An 18,768-nucleotide genomic window follows, 5' to 3' on the forward strand; every position below is an offset into this window, starting at 1 on the left:
TGCCCAAGTCTCCTTCCGCAGTTCCCTTTCATGCCTGCCGAACCCGAAGCGTCGACGAATCCCGCGGCATCCGCCGCGCCGTCGTCCGTGGCCCCGCGCCGTTGGCCGAAGCCCGGACCCGGACTGATGGCCGCGCTGTTTCTTTCGGATTCGCTTGCGCGCGCCTTGCTGGCGCCGGTCATGCCGCTGGAATCGCTGCGGCACTTCGGCACCGAACGCAATGCCAGCCTCATGGTCGCGGCCGCGGGCATCATGGGCGTGGTCGCGACCTTCGCGATCCCGGCCTTGGTCCAACGCTGGCGGCCGCGGCGGGTCTATCTCGGCGCCATCGCCTTGCTGGTGATCGCGCCCGCGGCGATGGCGGTGGACGGGCTGCTCGGTTTTTCCGCCGGCTGGTTCCTGCGCTCGATCTCCGCGGCGAGTTTGCTCACGCTGCTCAATCTCTACATCGCCGCCTTCATCCCCAAAAAGCAGCTGGCAAAGTCGGAGCCGTTGCGGGTGTTCGCGTCGGGCGCCGCCTGGGTCGCCGGACCCTGGATCGGGGTGCGGCTCTACACCATCGATCCGCTGCTGGTGTTCGGGATTTCCGGTGGCTTCGCCCTGGCGCTGTTCGGCTTCTTTCTGTGGCTTAGACTTGAAGCGCCGACCGGGATCTCCAGCCGCAATCCCCTGAAGAATCTGCGCCGCTATTTCTCGCAACCTCGGCTTGCCTTGGCCTGGTTCATCAATTTCGGCCGCGAGATGTGGTGGGTCATGATGTTCAACTACGGCCCCTGGTATCTTGAGGAGCAGGGCTTCCCGAAGACCGCGGCCGGCGACCTGCAGTCCAGCTGCACCGCCTTGCTGTTCCTCACCCTTGGCCTCGGTTGGCTCGCGCGCAAGACCGGGCTCCGGTATTTCATCTGCGTTTCGTTCCTGATCATCGGCGCCGCGACGGCGGTCGCGGGCTTTGCCGGCGGCAACCCGACCCTGGCCTGGGCCGCCTTGCTGGGCTCGGCCCTGGGCGCGGTCTCGCTGGATTCCGTGGCCGCGGTGACCTTCCTGCGTGCGGTCCGCTCCTGGGAGCGACCACAGATGTCCACCGTCTTCAGCATCTATCGCGACGCCGCCAGCGTCATTCCGCCGGCGGTCTTCTCGATCCTGCTGACGCTGTTTCCCCTGCCTTCGGTGTTCATCGCGACCGCGGTGTTCGCCTTTTTCTGCAGCCTGCTGGCCTTGTTCCTGCCCCGCAGCATGTGAACGCGCGGGGTCAATTCGGCCAGACGACGCTTGTATCGGTCCGCAGCACGAGATTCTGGCGCTGCGCAGCGCGTGCGTCGCCGATTGTGGACCCCAACACAAAGAGGTGTGGTGATCGAGCGCACATCTGCCGGGCCTCACATGGACAAGAATCCGGGTCAGGCGTAATTTTATGTGTGTTGGGTGCCGCCAAATGTTGCGGGCGCCTCGGGGTTGGAGGACTACCATGATCGGCAGGATTCACGCGGTTGCCGCGGCATTTTGCCTTTTGGCCGCCACGTCCTTTTCCGCACAAGCCGAACCGCGCTTCGCGCTGGTTGTCGGCAATTCCAATTACGGATCGGAGATCGGCAAGCTGCCGAACCCGGTCAACGATGCCGGGGTGATGGCCCAGGCGCTGCAGCAGACCGGCTTCCAGGTCACCAAGGTGACCGACGTGGACCAGAAGAAGCTGAAGCGCGCCATCATCGAGTTCGGCGACAAGCTGACCGCCGCCGGCCAGAACGCGACGGCGCTGTTCTTCTACGCCGGCCACGGTGTCCAGGTTAAAGGCATGAACTACCTGATCCCGATCGGCGCGGATATCGGCAAGGAATCCGACGTCGGGCTCGAAGCGGTCTCGGCGGACGACGTGCTGCAGCAGATGGAATATGCCGGCGCAAGGGTCAGCATCGTGATCCTGGACGCCTGCCGCAACAACCCGATGTCGCGGGGCTTCCGCTCGGTCACCCGCGGCCTGGCGCCGATGCAGGCGGCACAGGGCTCGTTCATCGCCTATTCAACCTCGCCGGGCTCGGTGGCGGCGGATGGCGCCGGCGGCAACAGCCCCTATACCAGCGCCTTGGCCAAGACCATCGTCCAGCCGGGCATCGGCATCGAGGATGCCTTCCGTACCGTCCGCACCCAGGTGATGGCGGCGACCAAGGACGCGCAGGTGCCGTGGGATTCGTCCTCGCTGACCGCGCCGTTCTTCTTCAAGCCGTCGCAGTTCAACACCGCCTCGCAAGCGGCGCCGGCTCCGGCCGAAGCGCCGAAGGCCGCCGTGAACACGTCGGCGCCCGCCAATATCGAAATCGAGAAGGCGGTGTGGGACGGGATCAAGGACAGCAAGCAGGCCAGCGACTTCCAGGCCTATCTCGACCAGTATCCGAACGGCATCTTCGCGCAGGTCGCCAAGAGCCGCGTGGCTTCGCTCGGCGCCGGCGCACCGCGAGAGCAGCCGGCGCTGCCGGCCGTGGAACCGGCCGCGGTGGCGATCCCGGCGCCTGAGCCTGCGCCTGCGCCCGTCCCCGCACCGGAGATCCAGGAAGCCAGCACCACCGACGCGCCTCAGGCCGAGGCGGTCGCCGCCGAGCCGGCGAGCGATCAGATGCTCCGCGATTCACGCGGCGTGGATTGCAAGGTCAAGGATCTGTCCCGGTCCGAATCCGACCTTGCGAAGTGCAAGTCGATCTTGCGCGGCGGCGGTAGCGGCGGCGGCTCCCAGAGCGGCGGCTCGCGCTCCACTGGCAGCCAGGGTTGGAAGTGACGCGGCGCGCGGCCAGGAAAGCATGACGCTCGGCGCTCGCCACGCGACGGCGGGCGCCCGCAGCGCCGAGTAGAAGGAGGATAGGGTGATCAGGATCCTTTCGGTCGTCGCGGGTCTTTGCCTCCTTATGTCCGCCGTCACGACGGCACAGGCCGAGCCGCGCGTCGCGCTGGTGATCGGGAATTCAAACTACGGTTCCGAGATGGGCAAGCTGCCCAATCCGATCAACGATGCCAACCTGGTCGCGCAGGCGCTGCAGAAGACGGGCTTCTCGGTCGTCAAGGTGACCGATGTGGACCAGAAGAGGCTGAAGCGGGCGATCATCGAGTTCGGCGACAAGCTGACCGCGGCCGGGCCCGAAACCACCGCCTTGTTCTTCTACGCCGGCCACGGCGTCCAGGTGAAAGGCATGAACTACTTGGTGCCGGTCGGCGCGGATATCGGCAAGGAGTCCGACGTCGGTCTCGAAGCGGTCTCCGCCGACGAAGTCTTGCAGCAGATGGAATATGCCGGGGCGCGGGTGAACATCGTGATCCTCGACGCCTGTCGCAACAATCCCTTGGCGCGCGGCTTCCGATCGGCCAGCCGCGGCTTGGCACCGATGGACGCGACCCGCGGCACCTTTATCGCCTATTCGACCTCGCCCGGCGACGTGGCGGCGGACGGCGACGGCAAGAACAGCCCCTACAGCGCCGCCCTGGCGAAGACCATCGTCCAGCCGGGCATCGGGATCGAGGAAGCGTTCCGCGACGTCCGCGCCCAGGTCATGGCCGCCACCGGCGAGAAGCAGGTGCCGTGGGATTCGTCGTCGCTGACGGCGCCCTTCTACTTCTCGCCCGGGGCCAACAAGCCGGCGGCGGCCACCGCCGCGCCCGCCGCTTCCAGCCTGGAGGCAGAGAAGGCGGTCTGGGACGGCATTAAGGACAGCAAGCAGGCCAGCGACTATCAGGCCTATCTCGACCAGTACCCGAACGGCGTCTTTGCCGGGGTCGCGAAGAGCCGTCTCGCCGCTCTGGGCGGCACGGTGGCCCCGGCGGCCGCGCCCGCGCCGGCAGCCCCCTCCGGAGCCAAGTCGGCGGCCGAGAAGGCGGCCTGGGATGCGATCAGCACCAGCAAGCAGGCCAGCGATTACCAGGCTTATTTGCAGCAGTACCCGCAGGGGACCTACGCGCCGCTGGCGCGCAGCCGCCTCGCGGAGCTCAATCGCGCTACGCCGGTCGCGCCGGCGGAGCCGCAAGCCGCTCCGGTCGCCGTTCCTGCCAGCCAACCGGCCGAGGAAAGCTCCGGCGGCATCTTCGATTCGGGTCAGAAGGTTGAGTATGACTCGCGGGGAATCGATTGCCGGATCATGGACGCCAACCGCAGCGACAGCGAGTGCAAGAACACCAAGAAGCCGAAGAAGGCCAACAAGCCAAGGGACTAAGCTGCGGAAAAGACGCCATAGTGCGCTTCGCTGGATGCTCGCGCAGCGGGAAAATCTTCCGCCCCAAGGCGGCCCTTGGCCGAGTGGATTACATAATTAAATCAATAAGTTAAAACAACAGATACCTGCCCAAGGTAGAAATCCTGCATTTTACTCAATATTCCTGAAAAATCGGCATTAACTCATACCCCGCTGTGGGATTCCTTACCGCAGCAAGATTGTGGGCTTTCTGGAGCCATGGTCTCGTATTCCCACGCACTGAAGTCAGGGTGGGGTCGGGTGAACCCTCGACGAAGTGCATCGAGCCACGTCAGGGGGTTGCTATGGCGAACGACAGCACGAATTCCGGCGTTTCTTCTTCCGCCGAAGATACAACGCTTCACAGCGAGAATTATTTCACGGACATGCAGGGCGAAGACGCGTTCTTCGGCCCCGAGCAGCTGGCGCAGGCCACCCCCACCGAGAAGGTGGCTGTGCCGCAGGGCCAGAATGTCATTCGCGTCCAGGTCAACCCCGGCGAAATCATCGAGCTGAGCTCGCCCTTCGATCCGGGCGCCACCTTGCTGGCCCGGGAAGGCGACGGCAACCTCGCGATCCGCGTTGGCGACGTCACGGTGATCCTGCAAGGCTATGTCGATGCCAACCAGCAGGCGCCGGTCGTGATCCAGACCTCCGACGGCCAGCCGATCGACATCGCGACCCTGCTCGCTTCGACCGACCCCACCATCGACATCCAGACCGCGGCAGGCCCCGGCGAGCCCGGTCCACAGGGCCAAGGCGCCGACAACACCGGCGCGCTGCTCTCGCAGCTGCAAGGCGGCAACGGCCTCAGCGGCCTGAACGCCGTCGGCGCGCAGGACGGCACGTCGCTCAAATACGGCCTGATCGACAACTCGATCAACCTCGACCGCGAGGATGCCCTGCTGCTGGCCGGGGTCACCCCGTTCCCGGGCGTGCAGGAGCCGTTCCTGCGCGATCCGTTCAAGACCGACGACGGCAGCTGGAACAGCTTCGCGGACTTCCTCAGCGACTACACCGACTACATCAACGGGCATAAGGACGACACCGACAAGCAGGGCAATCCGACGCCCGGCGGCTGGGCCGACTTCACCGGCACCCAGGCGAACACCGACGATGCGGACGGCTTCCTCGGCGTGACCACTTACACCGTCACGGTTCCCCATACCTCCGAAACGCCGGAGCTGCTGGATTTCTGGAACACCAACGCCTTCTTCGCCGACCCGCTCAACATTCCGAGTTCCAACGGTGAGCAGCTGGAAGCGCGCTATCTCCAGAACAGCAGCGAAACGAACACGATTCTGCTGGTGCGTCCGAGCGACGGCGCCATCGTCATGGTGTTTCATATCATCGAGACGGAACCCAGCACCGGCGACTTCCATGTCCAGGTCATCCTGGTCAATCGCCTCGATCATCCCGAGCAGGGCCAGGACGTGCTCAACGTCGAGTTCAGCACCCGGATTCTGATCGAGAACATGGAGGAACAGCCGCCGGAGCAGCAACAGCAGCAGTCCGAGTATGAAGGACCGTATTGCGAGGAACCGCAGTACAAGGACGGCCCGGACAGCTCGGTCAAAATCCTGGATGACATCCCGGAGGCGCACGGCGCCACCTACGCGAGCTTCCTGCACGCCACCAGCTACAAGGATGCGCTGTCCTGCCTGGCGGCCTTCACCGGCGGCCATATCAGCGATTTCGTCCTCACCACCGACGGCGGCCATGTCGATGAGGACTACATCTTCGGCGGCAACCACGACAAGGACAACGCCAACGGCCCGGACAGCGACCCGGCGCGCGGCGACGAGTTCGGCGACAAGTTCGTGGTCGGCATCCTCGACATCAACTTCGGCGCCGACGGCCCCTCGGGCAAGATCCCCGATCCGTCGAAGCCCGGCATCGGCGACATCCTGTTCGGCCCGAAGGAGCCCGCGCTGACGGTCGCGCTCTGCGAGGGCGACACGTTCCCGGGTGTCACCTCCGGCGGCCATGAGCTCAAGGTCCTGGAGAAGACGACGTCGCTGTTCGGCGTCGAGATCCTGCAGGTCGGCTATTGCGATTACAGCGATAACGCCAAGGGCAAGGGCAACGACGTCGTCGTCTTCACCCTGGTGCTGCAGGCCAATCCGAACCTGCCGCTGTTCGGCGCCTTCGCCTTCGAAATCTGCGGCCCGATCGACCACCCGCTCGGCACCACCGCGGAGACCACGCTTCCGCTCAACATCCCGATCATCGCGACCGATGACGACGGCGACCATCCGCTCGACGACGTCAACATCACCATCCTGGTGAACGACGACGCGCCGATGATCAAGGACGTCGAGTATATCAGCCAGAAGGGCGGCATTCCCTGCGAGGACGACTCCGGCACGATGACCCTGACCGGCGGCGGCGGGAACTCCGGCTATATCATCAAGTCGAACGAGTACGGCCAGGTCGACGAGGACTGGCTGCAGTCCGGCAAGGGCGGCAAAGACGGCAAGGACACCGACACGACCTTCACCCTCACCTCGTACAGCGGCGGCACCAACGGCAACCGGGACGAGGACGGCAACGGCCACAACAACGCCGGCAAGGACGGCGACGAATACGGCAAGACCAGCGTCAAGGGCGAGATCGACGTCAAGTTCGGCGGCGACGGCCCGGCCGACTGCGATCCCTTCTCCTTCAAGGGCGCGGCGGATCTCGACACCAGCGATCCGCAGAACCTGCCGGTCTTCAAGGACGCCGACGGCAACAGCTTCAAGTCGGGCGGCCATGACCTGGTCGTGCTCGACGCCGGCGCCGGCTATCTCGAGGTCGGCTACATGGTCAACGAGGGCACGAGCGAGGAGCCCTTCTGGCGCTCGACCACCATCTTCACCATGCAGATCAACGACCAGGGCTGTTTCGACTTCTGCCTGGAAGGCCCGATCGACCACACCGGCCAGAACGAGCAGACCCTGCCGATCCTGTTTGACGTGCTGGTCACCGACAACGACGGCGATTCCGAGAATGTGACGCTCGAAATCAAGGTCAACGACGACAAGCCGGAGATCGGCATCTGCTACACCAGCGGCCTCGAGATCGACATCAAGCGCGAGGTCGATATCGACGGTCTCAGCCTCTCGGGTGCCGGCGGCAACAGCGGCATCTTCCACTCCGAGCAATACGGGCGGGTGGACGAGGACTGGCTGAAGGGCGCCTCCGGCAACAGCTATGTCGGCAACCAGGACCAGGATGCCGAGGGCTGCAAGAACTCCAATGAAGACGGCGACAAGCCCGGCAAGACCAAGGTCTGCGGCGAGATCGACTACAGCTACGGCGGCGACGGCGCGGGCAAGGACGAGCATGGCCTCGGCCTGTTCGCCTACACTGTCGGCCAGGTCTTCAAGGACGGCGACGGCACCGGCAACAGCTTCACGACCGGCGGCATTCAGCTGGTCGTGCTCGAGGCGAGCGAAGGCTTCGTGCGGGTCGGCATCAAGGGCCCGGAGGTGGAAGAGGACGTCCAGGAGAATACTCTCGACTCCAACGACACCACCATCTTTACCTTCGAGTTCAACGAGTACACCGGCAAGTTCGAGTTCAACCTCTACGGCCCGATCGACCACCACGAGACCGGTGACGGCGTCGAGACCGACCAGCTGGTCAGCTTCGACCTCGGCACCATCACCGACGGCGACGGCGACACCGCCGACGCGGTCGTCAACATCAAGGTCAACGACGACAAGCCCGAGCTCGCGATCACCTATTTCAACAACCTCGAGCACGACTTCGTCCTCGATGAAACTCAGACCGGCTTCGCGGCGCTCTCGGGCGGCGGCGGCAACTCAGTCACCCACGACTACGGGCATCTGGACGAGGACTGGCTGAAGGGCGGCTTCGGCAACAGCCTCACCTACACCGGCAACCAGGACCAGGACTCCGACGGGGGCCCGGGCGACGACATCGGCAAGAGCCAGGTCTGCGGCCAGGTCACCGTCAACTTCGGCGGCGACGGCCCGGCCGACGGCTCCGAGCAATTCGGTCTTCCGCTCTTCAACATTCCTGACTTCCCCGATCCGCTTCCCGGCAGTCCGACGGCGCAGCAGATCGTGGACCAGATCGCGGCCTACAACGCGACCATCCCGGCGTTCAAGAACGCCGACGGCAGCACCGTCTCCTCGGGTGGCGTGGAATTGCAGGTCCTCGTCTCAGAGAGTGGGCATCTGCAGGTGGGCACCCCGGCTTACTTCACGATCATCGATGATGTTCTCACCCTCGTTCCCGCAAAGGTCACCTTCGACCTCTACTTCAGCCCGGAGACCGGCAAGTTCGATCTGCAGCTCTTCGGCCCGATCGATCACCATGAGACCGGCGACGGCGTCGAGAGCAACCAGCTGCTCACCTTCGACCTCGGCGACGCCACCGACGGCGACGGCGACACGGTCGACGTGGTCATCCAGGTCAAGGTCAACGACGACCGGCCGGAAGTCGCGATCAGCTATCACAACCAGAACCCCGGCGAGATCGACGTGCTCAAGATCGGTTCGGGCGACACGATCGGCAAGATCGACGAGGATTGGCTGAAAGGCGGCAACGAGGACCGGGCAATCGATACCCCGCTACCTTTCTCGATCGGCGGGTTCGAAGCGCCGGCCACGGCACCCTACCAGACCTTCGAATCCGGCGAGACCTTCTCCGGCTGGACCGTCGGCGGCGCCGGCGTGAACGTCATCAACGGTTACTGGCCCGCCCATGAGGGCAGCAACAGCGTCGATATGAACGACGACGGGCCGGGATCGCTGTCCACGGTTCTCACTGGCTTGGTGGCCGGCAAGGAGTACGCCGTCACCTTCGACCTGTCGGGCAACCCGGAGATCCAGCAAGGCGTCAAAGAGCTGCAGGTCGATGTGGGCTCCGGCCCCACGTCCTACAGCGTCGATACCACCGGCTGGGCGACCGACTTCTCGAACATGCAGTGGACGACCTTCACCTTCACCTTCACCGCGACCAGCGACACCCAGACCCTGACCTTCACCAGCCTGGCTTCCGGCCCCTGCGGCCCCGTGCTGGACAATGTGAAGCTGAGCCAGCTCGGCCAGAGCAATGCCGGCGAGAACGGCGACGATACCGGCGGCACCTTCTTGTGCGGCGAGATCGCCATGAACTTCGGCGGCGACGGGCCGGGCGATTCCTCCCTGGGGCTGGGGACCTATACCGACCCGGACCCGGATGTCGATGGCGACTATCCGGCCTTCGTGAACGGCAATGACAAGGACGGCAACCCGCTGCCGACGCCGACCTCCGCCGGGCACGACTTGGTGGTGCTGGAGTCCAGCGCGACCAAGTTGGTCGTTGGCTACCTCACCGAGGTGCGGGGAACCGAAGCGGTGACCACCGGCGTCACCGAGCCGGGCCAAGTGGAGGTCTTCACACTGACCCTCAACACCGAGACCGGCAAGTTCGAGTTCCATCTGTGCCAGCCGCTCGATCATCCGACGGCCGGCACCGAGGACGATATCCAGCTTGCCTTCACGGCGGGCTGGATCGAGGACAACGACGGCGACCACCAGGACGCGGTGATCCGGATCGACGTCGACGACGACACGCCGGAAGTCGGCGTCGAGTACTCCAACAATGCCGGTTATTATTCGACCACCGTCGGCCTGGTGGACGAGGACCATGTGCTCAGCGGCGCCGGCAACACGGACGCCGATGGCGCCGGCACCGGCGGCGACACCGACGGCAAGGGCGCGGTCTTCTTCGACCTGACCGCGGGCGGCTTCGGCGCCGACGGGCCGGGCGGCTCCCAGCCCATCGGCTTCACCGCCCAGGAAAACGACACGATCACCGTCAAGGACGACAACGGGGATCTGCACACCCTCACGACCGCCGACGGCCACACCGTTCTGGTCCATATTGATCCAGACACCGGCTCGGGCTCCACGGTTCTCACTGGCTACTTCAACAGCAACGGGGACGTCGGCTTTGTTCCTGACGACCCCGACGTTCCAGACGACACCCCGTCGGTGATCGTGTTCACGCTCTCCTTCTATCAGCCCAACATGAGCGGCCAGTTCAACCTCCGCGAGGCGCTGGCGCACCCGACCGGCAACACCGAGGACAACCTGTTCTTGAGCTTCGGCATCAAGACCGGGGCCTCCGACGGCGACGGCGATCCGGCGATCGCCCATATCAACATCCAGGTCAACGACGACGGGCCGCAGGCGGTCGCCGATGAGGATGCGAACAGCACCTATGCCGGCAACGTCCTGGACAACGACAAGAAGGGCGCGGACGGCGCGACGGTCACGGCTGCGTTCACCATCACCGACGGCGACAGGTTTGGGGATAGCAACGGCGACATCGAGATCCGGGGCTCCCTGGGTCTCCTCGTGCTGCACGCCAACGGTTCTTGGACCTACGCGCCCGATGCGAACAACGCCGGCGGCCTTGACGTGTTTCAGTACACTTTGACGGACGGCGACGGCGATACCTCGAACGCCACGCTGTCGATCACCGTGGAGCCGACGGCGACCCTGCTCCGCGTGTCCGACCTGAGCACGATCCACACCGACTTCGACCTGACGCTCTCGGTGACGAAGGATACCGACGCCACCAAGAACAAGGGCTATCACGACGGCGACGACGTGAAGCTCACCGACACCAGCACCGGCCTGTTCGGCACGGGCATCGGTGCCGGCCATGAGCTGAAGACCGGCAGCGGCGACGATCTGATCTTCGGCGGCATGGGCGGCGACCATATCTACGGTCGGGCCGGCCACGACGCCCAGTCGGGCGGCGACGGCAATGACGTGTTCCACGGTGTCGATGCCGCGGATCTCGACGGCAGCCACACGCTGGACGGCATCCACAGCATCGACGGCGGCAAGGGCTTCGACACGGTCGAGCTCGGGGGGCTCGCGACCTTCGACTCCGACCAGGCCCAGGCGATCGCCAACGTGGAGGCGCTGGACTTCAGCGGTGGCACTGGGACCAAGGCGACGTTGAGCTACGATGCCGCCTACGGCATCACCGAGGTCGGCGGGCTTCATACCCTCACGATCAACGGCGACGCCGGCTCGGACACCGTCGAACTGACCTCCAGCAGCGGCAAGAGCTGGACCTTCGACGGCACCTTCCTCGGCTACGACATCTATCATGCCGGCAGCGGCGCGGCCTTCAGCGGTGGCGATACGGTCACCGTCTCGGTCGAGCAGGGAGTCGCCGTCACCACTTCATGACGTGACTTGCCATCACAATAGTATGCGTTAGACTAAGCGGTGAGGCGGCACACATAATAATGTGCCGCCTCTCTGCTTAGAGGATAGAAAACAGGGGCTTAGCGTTGTATCGGGGCGGCGAAAGCTCACATTTTCGGGGGATTTAGATCAATTGCCGGGTATCCACCGGGTGATTTAGATCGAATTTTCTTGAAAATTCGATACACCTTACAACTCCGTGTGCAGGTTTAAGCCGACCCTGCATTGTAGGGTTACCGCCAATATGTTCTTCTCTCGGACAGGTCGCGCCCGGGCTGGGATGAGGATCGGGGCTCGGGTACCGCGGCACCAAGTTTTCTCAAAAGGGGTCAAAAATGGCCAACGACGCCAGCAACCATCCGACCAACTCGTCTGACGCCGACATGAACGTCGCGGGCGATCACGCGGAGTTCGATGCCGTTCAGCTCGCCCAGGCCAACGCGCCGGCGCAGCAGCCCCAGCAGCCGCAGAAGACGGCGGCGATCCCGGCCGTGCCCAACGGCACCGTCCAGGTGGAAATTCCGCAGGGCGAGAAGGTGGTCCGCGTCGCGGTCGCCAACGGCGAGACCGTGATCCTGCCGGCGCCCTTCGACGACCAGGCCGCGTTGGCCGCGAAGGAAGGCAACGGCAACCTCGCGATCCGGGTCGGCGACATCACCGTCCTGCTCGAGGGCTATCAGCAGACCGTGGATGCCTCGGGCAACCCGACCGTCACGCTGAAGGACCCGCAGGGCGATGTGATCGACATCGCCGTGGTCCTGGCCAGCACCGACCCCAACCTCGACATCGAGACCGCCGCCGGCGGCGACGCCGCGGGCGCCCAGGGCGCCGACAACACCGGCGCGCTGCTGAGCCAGTTCGGTCTCGGTGCCGGCCTCGGCGGCTTGAATGCGGTCGGCGTGCTCGACGCGACCGCGCTGCAGTACAAGCTGATCGACAACGCCATCCGGCTCGAGCGCGGCGACCTGCTCGAGCCGAGCCAGCCGCTGGACATCAAGGTCAGCGGTCCAAAGGACATCCTGAGCCAGTCGCACCTTCGCGACCCGATCGTCACCATCAACGACTACAGCAGCAGCCCGACCTACGACGAGTTCATCAACGGCAACGGCAAGGCCCCCGCTTGGGATAACCACTTTGGCGACTTCGACGGCACCGACCCGCTCGATGCCTCCGCCATGCACACGACCGGCGAGGTCGTGGTCGATCCGCACAATGATTCGACCGTTGACGTCACCCTCGACCCGAGCGGCCTCGTGGCCCAGGGCCTGACCTCGAACGGCGTGCCGCTGGTCTATGTGCTGTCGGCGGACGGCACCACGATCTTCGGCTTCCGCGGCGACGGCACCGGCGGCACCGACGGCGCGCTGGTCCTGGTGGTCCATGTCCAGGACACCGGCACCAAGAACGATGACGGCACCACGCACTTCGCGGTCGACTACTACCTGGTCAACCGCCTGGACGACCTGGCGGGCGACAGCAACGGCGGCGAGGATGCGACCCATCTCGACGTCGTCTTCGACGTCACCACCAGCGCCGACCAGACCGGTTCGGCCTCCAGCACGGTCACCTACAAGGACGACGCGCCGATCGCGGCCGACGACACCGACAGCGTTGCCAACTTCCTGACCACCGACGGCAACGTGGTGACCGGCCTCGGCACGACCAACGACGATCCGAACAAGCTTTCGGACCTGGGCGGCGCCGACGGCTCGACCGTCACCGGCCTGGCCGGCAAGAACGGCACCGACACCGATGCCAGCGACAAGCTCACCGTGAAGGGCGAGTACGGCACGCTGGTGATGAACGCGGACGGCACCTACACCTACACCCGCGACAATGGCGACCCGACCGTCGACAAGGACGGCAAGACGATCACGCTGCAGGACAAGTTCACCTACACGCTGACCGACGACGACGGCGACAAGACCACCGCCAACCTGACCATCGACATCCGCGACAACCCGGTCATCGTCACCCCGCCGCCCCCGCCGGGCGGTGGCGACAACCCGATCGATCTCAACAAGAGCGGCACCGCGGTCTTCGAATCCGGCCTGCCCGACGGCTCCAAGTCGGCCGACGACACCGAGACCACCAAGGGCTCGGTGAAGGTCGACGCCAAGGACGGCGTCCAGACCGTCACCATCGACGGCACCGTGATCAAGCTCGACGGCACGTCGACCACGATCAGCGGCAAGCATGGCGACATCACCGTCACCTGGGACGATGCCAACAAAGAGATCGACTACACCTACACCCTGACGGACAACGACCCGACCCACAGCCAGCCGGGCAACGACGTCAACCCGGGCGAGGACTTCAAGATCGAAGTCACCGACAAGGACGGCGACAAGGGCAACGGCGACATCAAGATCGTCATCGTCGATGACGTGCCGCAGGCGCGCAACGACGTCGACACGCTCGCCATCGGCGAGACCAGCCAGAGCGGCAACGTGATCACCGGCGACGGCACCACCGGCGGCAAGGGCGGTGCAGGCGCAGATACGCTCGGCGCCGACGGCGCGACCGTCTCGGCGGTCACCGGCTTCAACGGCTCAGCCGACAACGACGCCAGCAACGGCCTCAACGTCGACGGCCAGTACGGCAAGCTGACCCTGAACGCCGACGGCAGCTACACCTACACCCGCAATGCCGGCTCGCCGGGCGGCGTCACCGATACCTTCACCTACACCTTGAAGGACGCCGACGGCGACATCTCCCAAGCGACGCTGACCATCAACGTCGGCGACGACAAGCCGACCATCGATGCGCCGACCGCCGACGGAGCGACCAAGGTCTACGAAAAGGGCCTGCCGCTGGGTTCGGGCGAGCTCGCCGACGGCAATTCCGGCAACAACAGCGACACCTCGGAAACCGTCAAGGGCACCATCAACTACACCGAGGGCGACGCCCCGGCGGCCATCACCATCACCGACAAGAACGGCGTTGCCGTGACCGTGGCCGCGGGTGCGACCATTCTCGGCGCCGACGGCACGCTGGTCATCAACTCGGTGGGCGGCGGCAAGATCGACTACACCTACACGCTGACCACCAACACCAGCGGCGACAACACCACCGACACCTTCAAGCTGTCGATCACCGACAAGGACGGCGACAACGACACCGACGACCTGGTGATCAAGATCGTCGATGACCAGCCCGATGCGAAGAACGACACCGACAGCGTCGGTGCCGGCATGTCCACCGACGGCAACGTGATCACCGGCGCCAACACGACCTCCGGCGCGGCCGGCGCGGACGTGAAGGGTGCGGACGGCGCGTCCGTCTCGCAGGTGGTCGGCCAGACCACCGATGCCGACCCGGCCGGTGGCGGCTTCACCGTGCAGGGCCAGTACGGCAAGCTGGTCATGCAGGCCGACGGCAGCTACACCTACACCCGCGACAGCGACGCCCCGACGCTCGACAAGGACGGCAAGGTCGTCACCCTGACCGACACCTTCACCTACACCCTGAAGGACGGCGATGGCGACACCGACCCTGCGACCCTGGTGGTCACGATCAAGGACAGCGACATCAAGATCCTCGATCTGACCCCGAAGGCCAGCGGCGGCGACACCAAGGTCGAGGAAGACGGCCTGTCCGCGGCCCGCGGCGCCGGCGAATCCGCCGGCAGCGACGGGTCCGGCCCGGTCACCGGCAACGGCACCTTCACGATCAACTCGCCGGACGGCGTGCAGAGCCTGATGGTCGACGGCAAGGCCGTGATCACCAACGGCGTCTTCTCGGCGATCACGATCGACACCGCGCTCGGCAACAAGCTCAACATCACGGGCTACGACGCCAACACCGGCACGGTCACCTACAATTATGTGCTGCTGGACAACGAGCAGCACGCGGCGGGCGCCGGCAACAACAGCCTCTATGAGGACTTCTCGGTCATCGTCACCGACAAGGACGGCGACAGCGCGAGCGACACGCTCAGCGTGAACATCGTCGATGACGTTCCGGACGCGAAAAATGACACCGACTCGATCGCCTCGGGCGGCACCTCGACCGACGGCAACGTCATCACCGGCGAGGGCACGACCGGCGGCAAGGGCGGTGCGGGCGCGGACGTGCAGGGCGCCGACGGCGCCAAGGTCTCCGGTGTCACCGGCTTCAACGGCTCGGCGGACAACGACGCCAGCAACGGCCTGGAAGTGCAGGGCCAGTACGGCAAGCTGACCATGAATGCCGACGGCACCTATACTTACACCCGCGACGCGGGCTCGCCGGGCGGCGTCACCGACACCTTCACTTACACCTTGAAGGACGGCGACGGCGATACCGACACGGCGACGCTGACCATCAACGTCGGCGACGACCGGCCGACCGTCGATGCGCCGGACTCCGACGGCATGACCAAGGTCTACGAGAAGGGTCTGCCTCAAGGTTCGGGCGAGACCGCCGACGGCAACTCCGCCAACGACAGCGACAAGTCGGAGAAGGTCTCCGGCACGATCACCTACACCGAGGGCGATGCCCCGGCCGCGATCACCATCCAGGGCAAGGACGGCCCGGTAGCCGTGACCGTGGGGGCGACCATCGTCGGTGCCGACGGCACGCTCGTCATCACCTCGGTGGGCGGCGGCAACATCGGCTACACCTACACGCTGACCACCAACACCAGCGGCGACGCGACCACCGACAACTTCAAGGTCTCGATCACCGACAAGGACGGCGACAACGCCACCGACGACCTGATCATCAAGATCGTCGATGACACGCCGACCGCGCGTCCGGACACCGATCTGGTCAGCAACGACACCAACAAGGCGGAAGGCAACGTCATCACCGGCGCCGGCACCACGTCCGGCGCGGTCGGGGCCGACACCAAGGGCGCGGACGGCGCGTCGGTCAGCAAGCTCGAGGGCTTCAACGGCTCGGTCGACACCACCGCGAACAACGGCCTGACCGTCACCGGTCAGTACGGTACGCTCACCATGAATGCGGACGGGACCTACACCTACACCCGCTTCAACGGCGACCCGCTGAAGGCGACCGAGACCTTCACCTACACCCTCACCGACGGCGACGGCGACCCCAGCGTCACCACGCTGAAGGTCACGATCAACGACGAAGGGTGCAACATCACCGACCTGACCCCGAAGGCCAACGGCGGCGACGCCCTGGTTGACGAGGGTGCTCTCCTGGCCAGCCGCGGCGCGGGGGAATCCGCGGGCAGCGACGGCCTGGGTTCGACCAAGGGTGACGGCGACTTCACCATCAACGCGCCGGACGGGGTGCAGAACCTCACGGTCGACGGCCATGCCGTGATCACCAATGGCACCTTCGCGGCGACCTCCTGGACCACTGCCTTCGGCAACACCATCTCGATCACCAACTACGACGCCAACACGGGCAAGGTCTCGTACAACTACACGCTCAACGACAACGAGACCCATCAGTCGGGCAACGGCCAGAACAGCCTCTATGAGGACTTCAACGTCAGCCTGACCGACAAGGACGGCGACACCGCCAGCGGCACCCTCAGCGTCAACATCGTCGATGACGTGGCGGTGGCTGTGAACGGCGCGAAGTCGATGACCGGCACGGACGCCAAGTACAACGTCCTGCTGATCATGGATGTCTCGGGCTCGATGGCCGATCCTTCGGGCGTCAACGGCCTCACCCGGCTGCAGCTCGAAGGCCAGAGCATCATCAACCTGCTCAACGCCTATGCGGCGTCGGGCCAGACGATGGTGCAGATTGCGACCTTCAGCTCCGATGCCAACGTGCCGAACCCGGGCGGCTGGATGACCGTCGCGGACGCGATCGTGCTGGTGAACCAGATCGTGGCCAACGGCCCGCAGCAGGCGACCGACTATCACGACGCCATCGCCGCAGGCCTGCAGGCCTACAACACCGACGGCAAGATCGTCGGCGCCACCAACGTCGCCTACTTCTTCTCCGACGGTAAGCCGAACGAGCCGGACGAGAGCACCGGCCCGCTCACCTCGAGCGAGATCACGAACTGGCAGAACTTCGTCGATCAGAACGACATCAAGTCCTATGCCATCGGCCTCGGCACCGACACCGTCAAGTCGACGCTCGATCCGATCGCCTATGACGGCTCGGTCAATCCGCCGGTCAATACCGACGCGGTCATCGTCACCGACCTGAACAACCTGGCGTCGGTGATCAACTCCACACTGCCGACGCCGCAGGCCGGCGACATCGTCAGCTCGCTGGGCGGCGCCTTCGGCGCCGATGGCGGCCACGTCGCCACCATCGTCATCAACGGCGTGACCTACACCTACGCCCAGGCGGTGGCCGCGAATGCCGCGCATGAGCTGACGATCGCCACGGCGGGCGGCAGCTTCAAGATCGACTTCGACGACGGCAAGTACACCTACACGCCGGACTTTACGAAGACCCAGTCGAACCTCGACATCGGCTTCACGCTGATCGACAACGACGGCGACACCGCCGGCGCGACCCTGAAGCTGCTGGCGCCGCTGGCCCAGTTCGCGATGCCGGTCGAGCCGACGGTGGCGACCACGACCAACGTGTTCGGCACCGGCAACTACAACGCGCCGGCCGGCACCAACAACGCCGACCATATCCGGGACTGGACTTCCGGCGGCAACGAGAACGACGTCCACAACTCGACCATCAACGGCCAGAACGGCAATGACTGGATCGAGGCGGGCGCCGGCAACGACACCGTCCTCGGCGGCACCGGCCTGGACAAGATCCTGGGCGGCGCCGGCAACGACAATCTGCAGGGTCAGACCGGCAACGACTGGCTCGACGGCGGCTCCGGCAACGACCATCTCCAGGGCGGTGCCGATACCGACACGATGATCGGCGGCGCCGGCAGCGACAAGATGGACGGCGGCGACGGCAGCGACTACTTCAAGAACGTCGATACCGCCGACCTCGACGGCACCAACACGCTCGATGGCACCCACAGCATCGACGGCGGCGCCGGCAGCGACTACGTGGACCTCAGCGGTCTCGCCAGCTTCGGCTCGGCCCAGGCGGCCCGGATCGAGAATGTCGAGGCGCTGAGCTTCACCGGCGGCGGTGCGACCGCGGTCACGCTGGACTACAACTCGGTCCTCAACATGACCGATGCCAACAACAACCTGGTGATCCACGGCGACCAGGGCAGCGACACCGTCGCTCTGTCCGGCGGGTTCACCAAGATCGGCACCGACGTGACGGCGAATGACGGTGTGCACTACGACGTGTTCCAGGCCGGCGTCGGCGCCAGCCAGGTGACCGTGTTCGTCGATCACAACCTCAACGCCACCGCCACCTAACGGCGACCGGCTGCGAAACGAGAAGGGCGCCTCCCGCGGGAGGCGCCCTTTTCATTTTCCCATTTCGTCATC

Annotated in this window: 5 protein-coding genes; all 5 read left to right on the forward strand. The window is 65.3% G+C overall.

The annotated features are described in order from the left end of the window. Window positions 1-126 precede the first annotated feature (126 nt). The 5 genes from ACYQ4T_RS01285 (at window position 127) to ACYQ4T_RS01305 (ending at window position 18,696) form a co-directional block, all read left to right on the forward strand. Window positions 127-1,239 (forward strand): MFS transporter, encoded by a 1,113-nt coding sequence (locus tag ACYQ4T_RS01285; protein WP_459850125.1) that lies wholly within the window; start codon window positions 127-129, stop codon window positions 1,237-1,239. Window positions 1,240-1,465: 226 nt separating this feature from the next. Further along, window positions 1,466-2,767: a caspase family protein gene (locus tag ACYQ4T_RS01290; RefSeq protein ID WP_459850126.1), complete on the forward strand. Its 1,302-nt coding sequence runs from the start codon at window positions 1,466-1,468 to the stop codon at window positions 2,765-2,767. Between the two features lie 85 nt (window positions 2,768-2,852). After that, a complete protein-coding gene (locus ACYQ4T_RS01295) occupies window positions 2,853-4,190 on the forward strand; it encodes a caspase family protein (protein WP_459850128.1) in 1,338 nt (445 codons plus the stop codon). Window positions 4,191-4,594: 404 nt separating this feature from the next. After that, complete coding sequence (locus ACYQ4T_RS01300) at window positions 4,595-11,413, forward strand: choice-of-anchor C family protein (protein WP_459850130.1); 6,819 nt, start codon at window positions 4,595-4,597, stop codon at window positions 11,411-11,413. A gap of 353 nt (window positions 11,414-11,766) precedes the next feature. Continuing rightward, window positions 11,767-18,696, forward strand: a complete 6,930-nt coding sequence (locus tag ACYQ4T_RS01305) for a VCBS domain-containing protein (RefSeq protein WP_459850132.1) — start codon at window positions 11,767-11,769, stop codon at window positions 18,694-18,696. Window positions 18,697-18,768: the final 72 nt, after the last annotated feature.

Source organism: Dongia sp. agr-C8 (genome assembly GCF_054658695.1).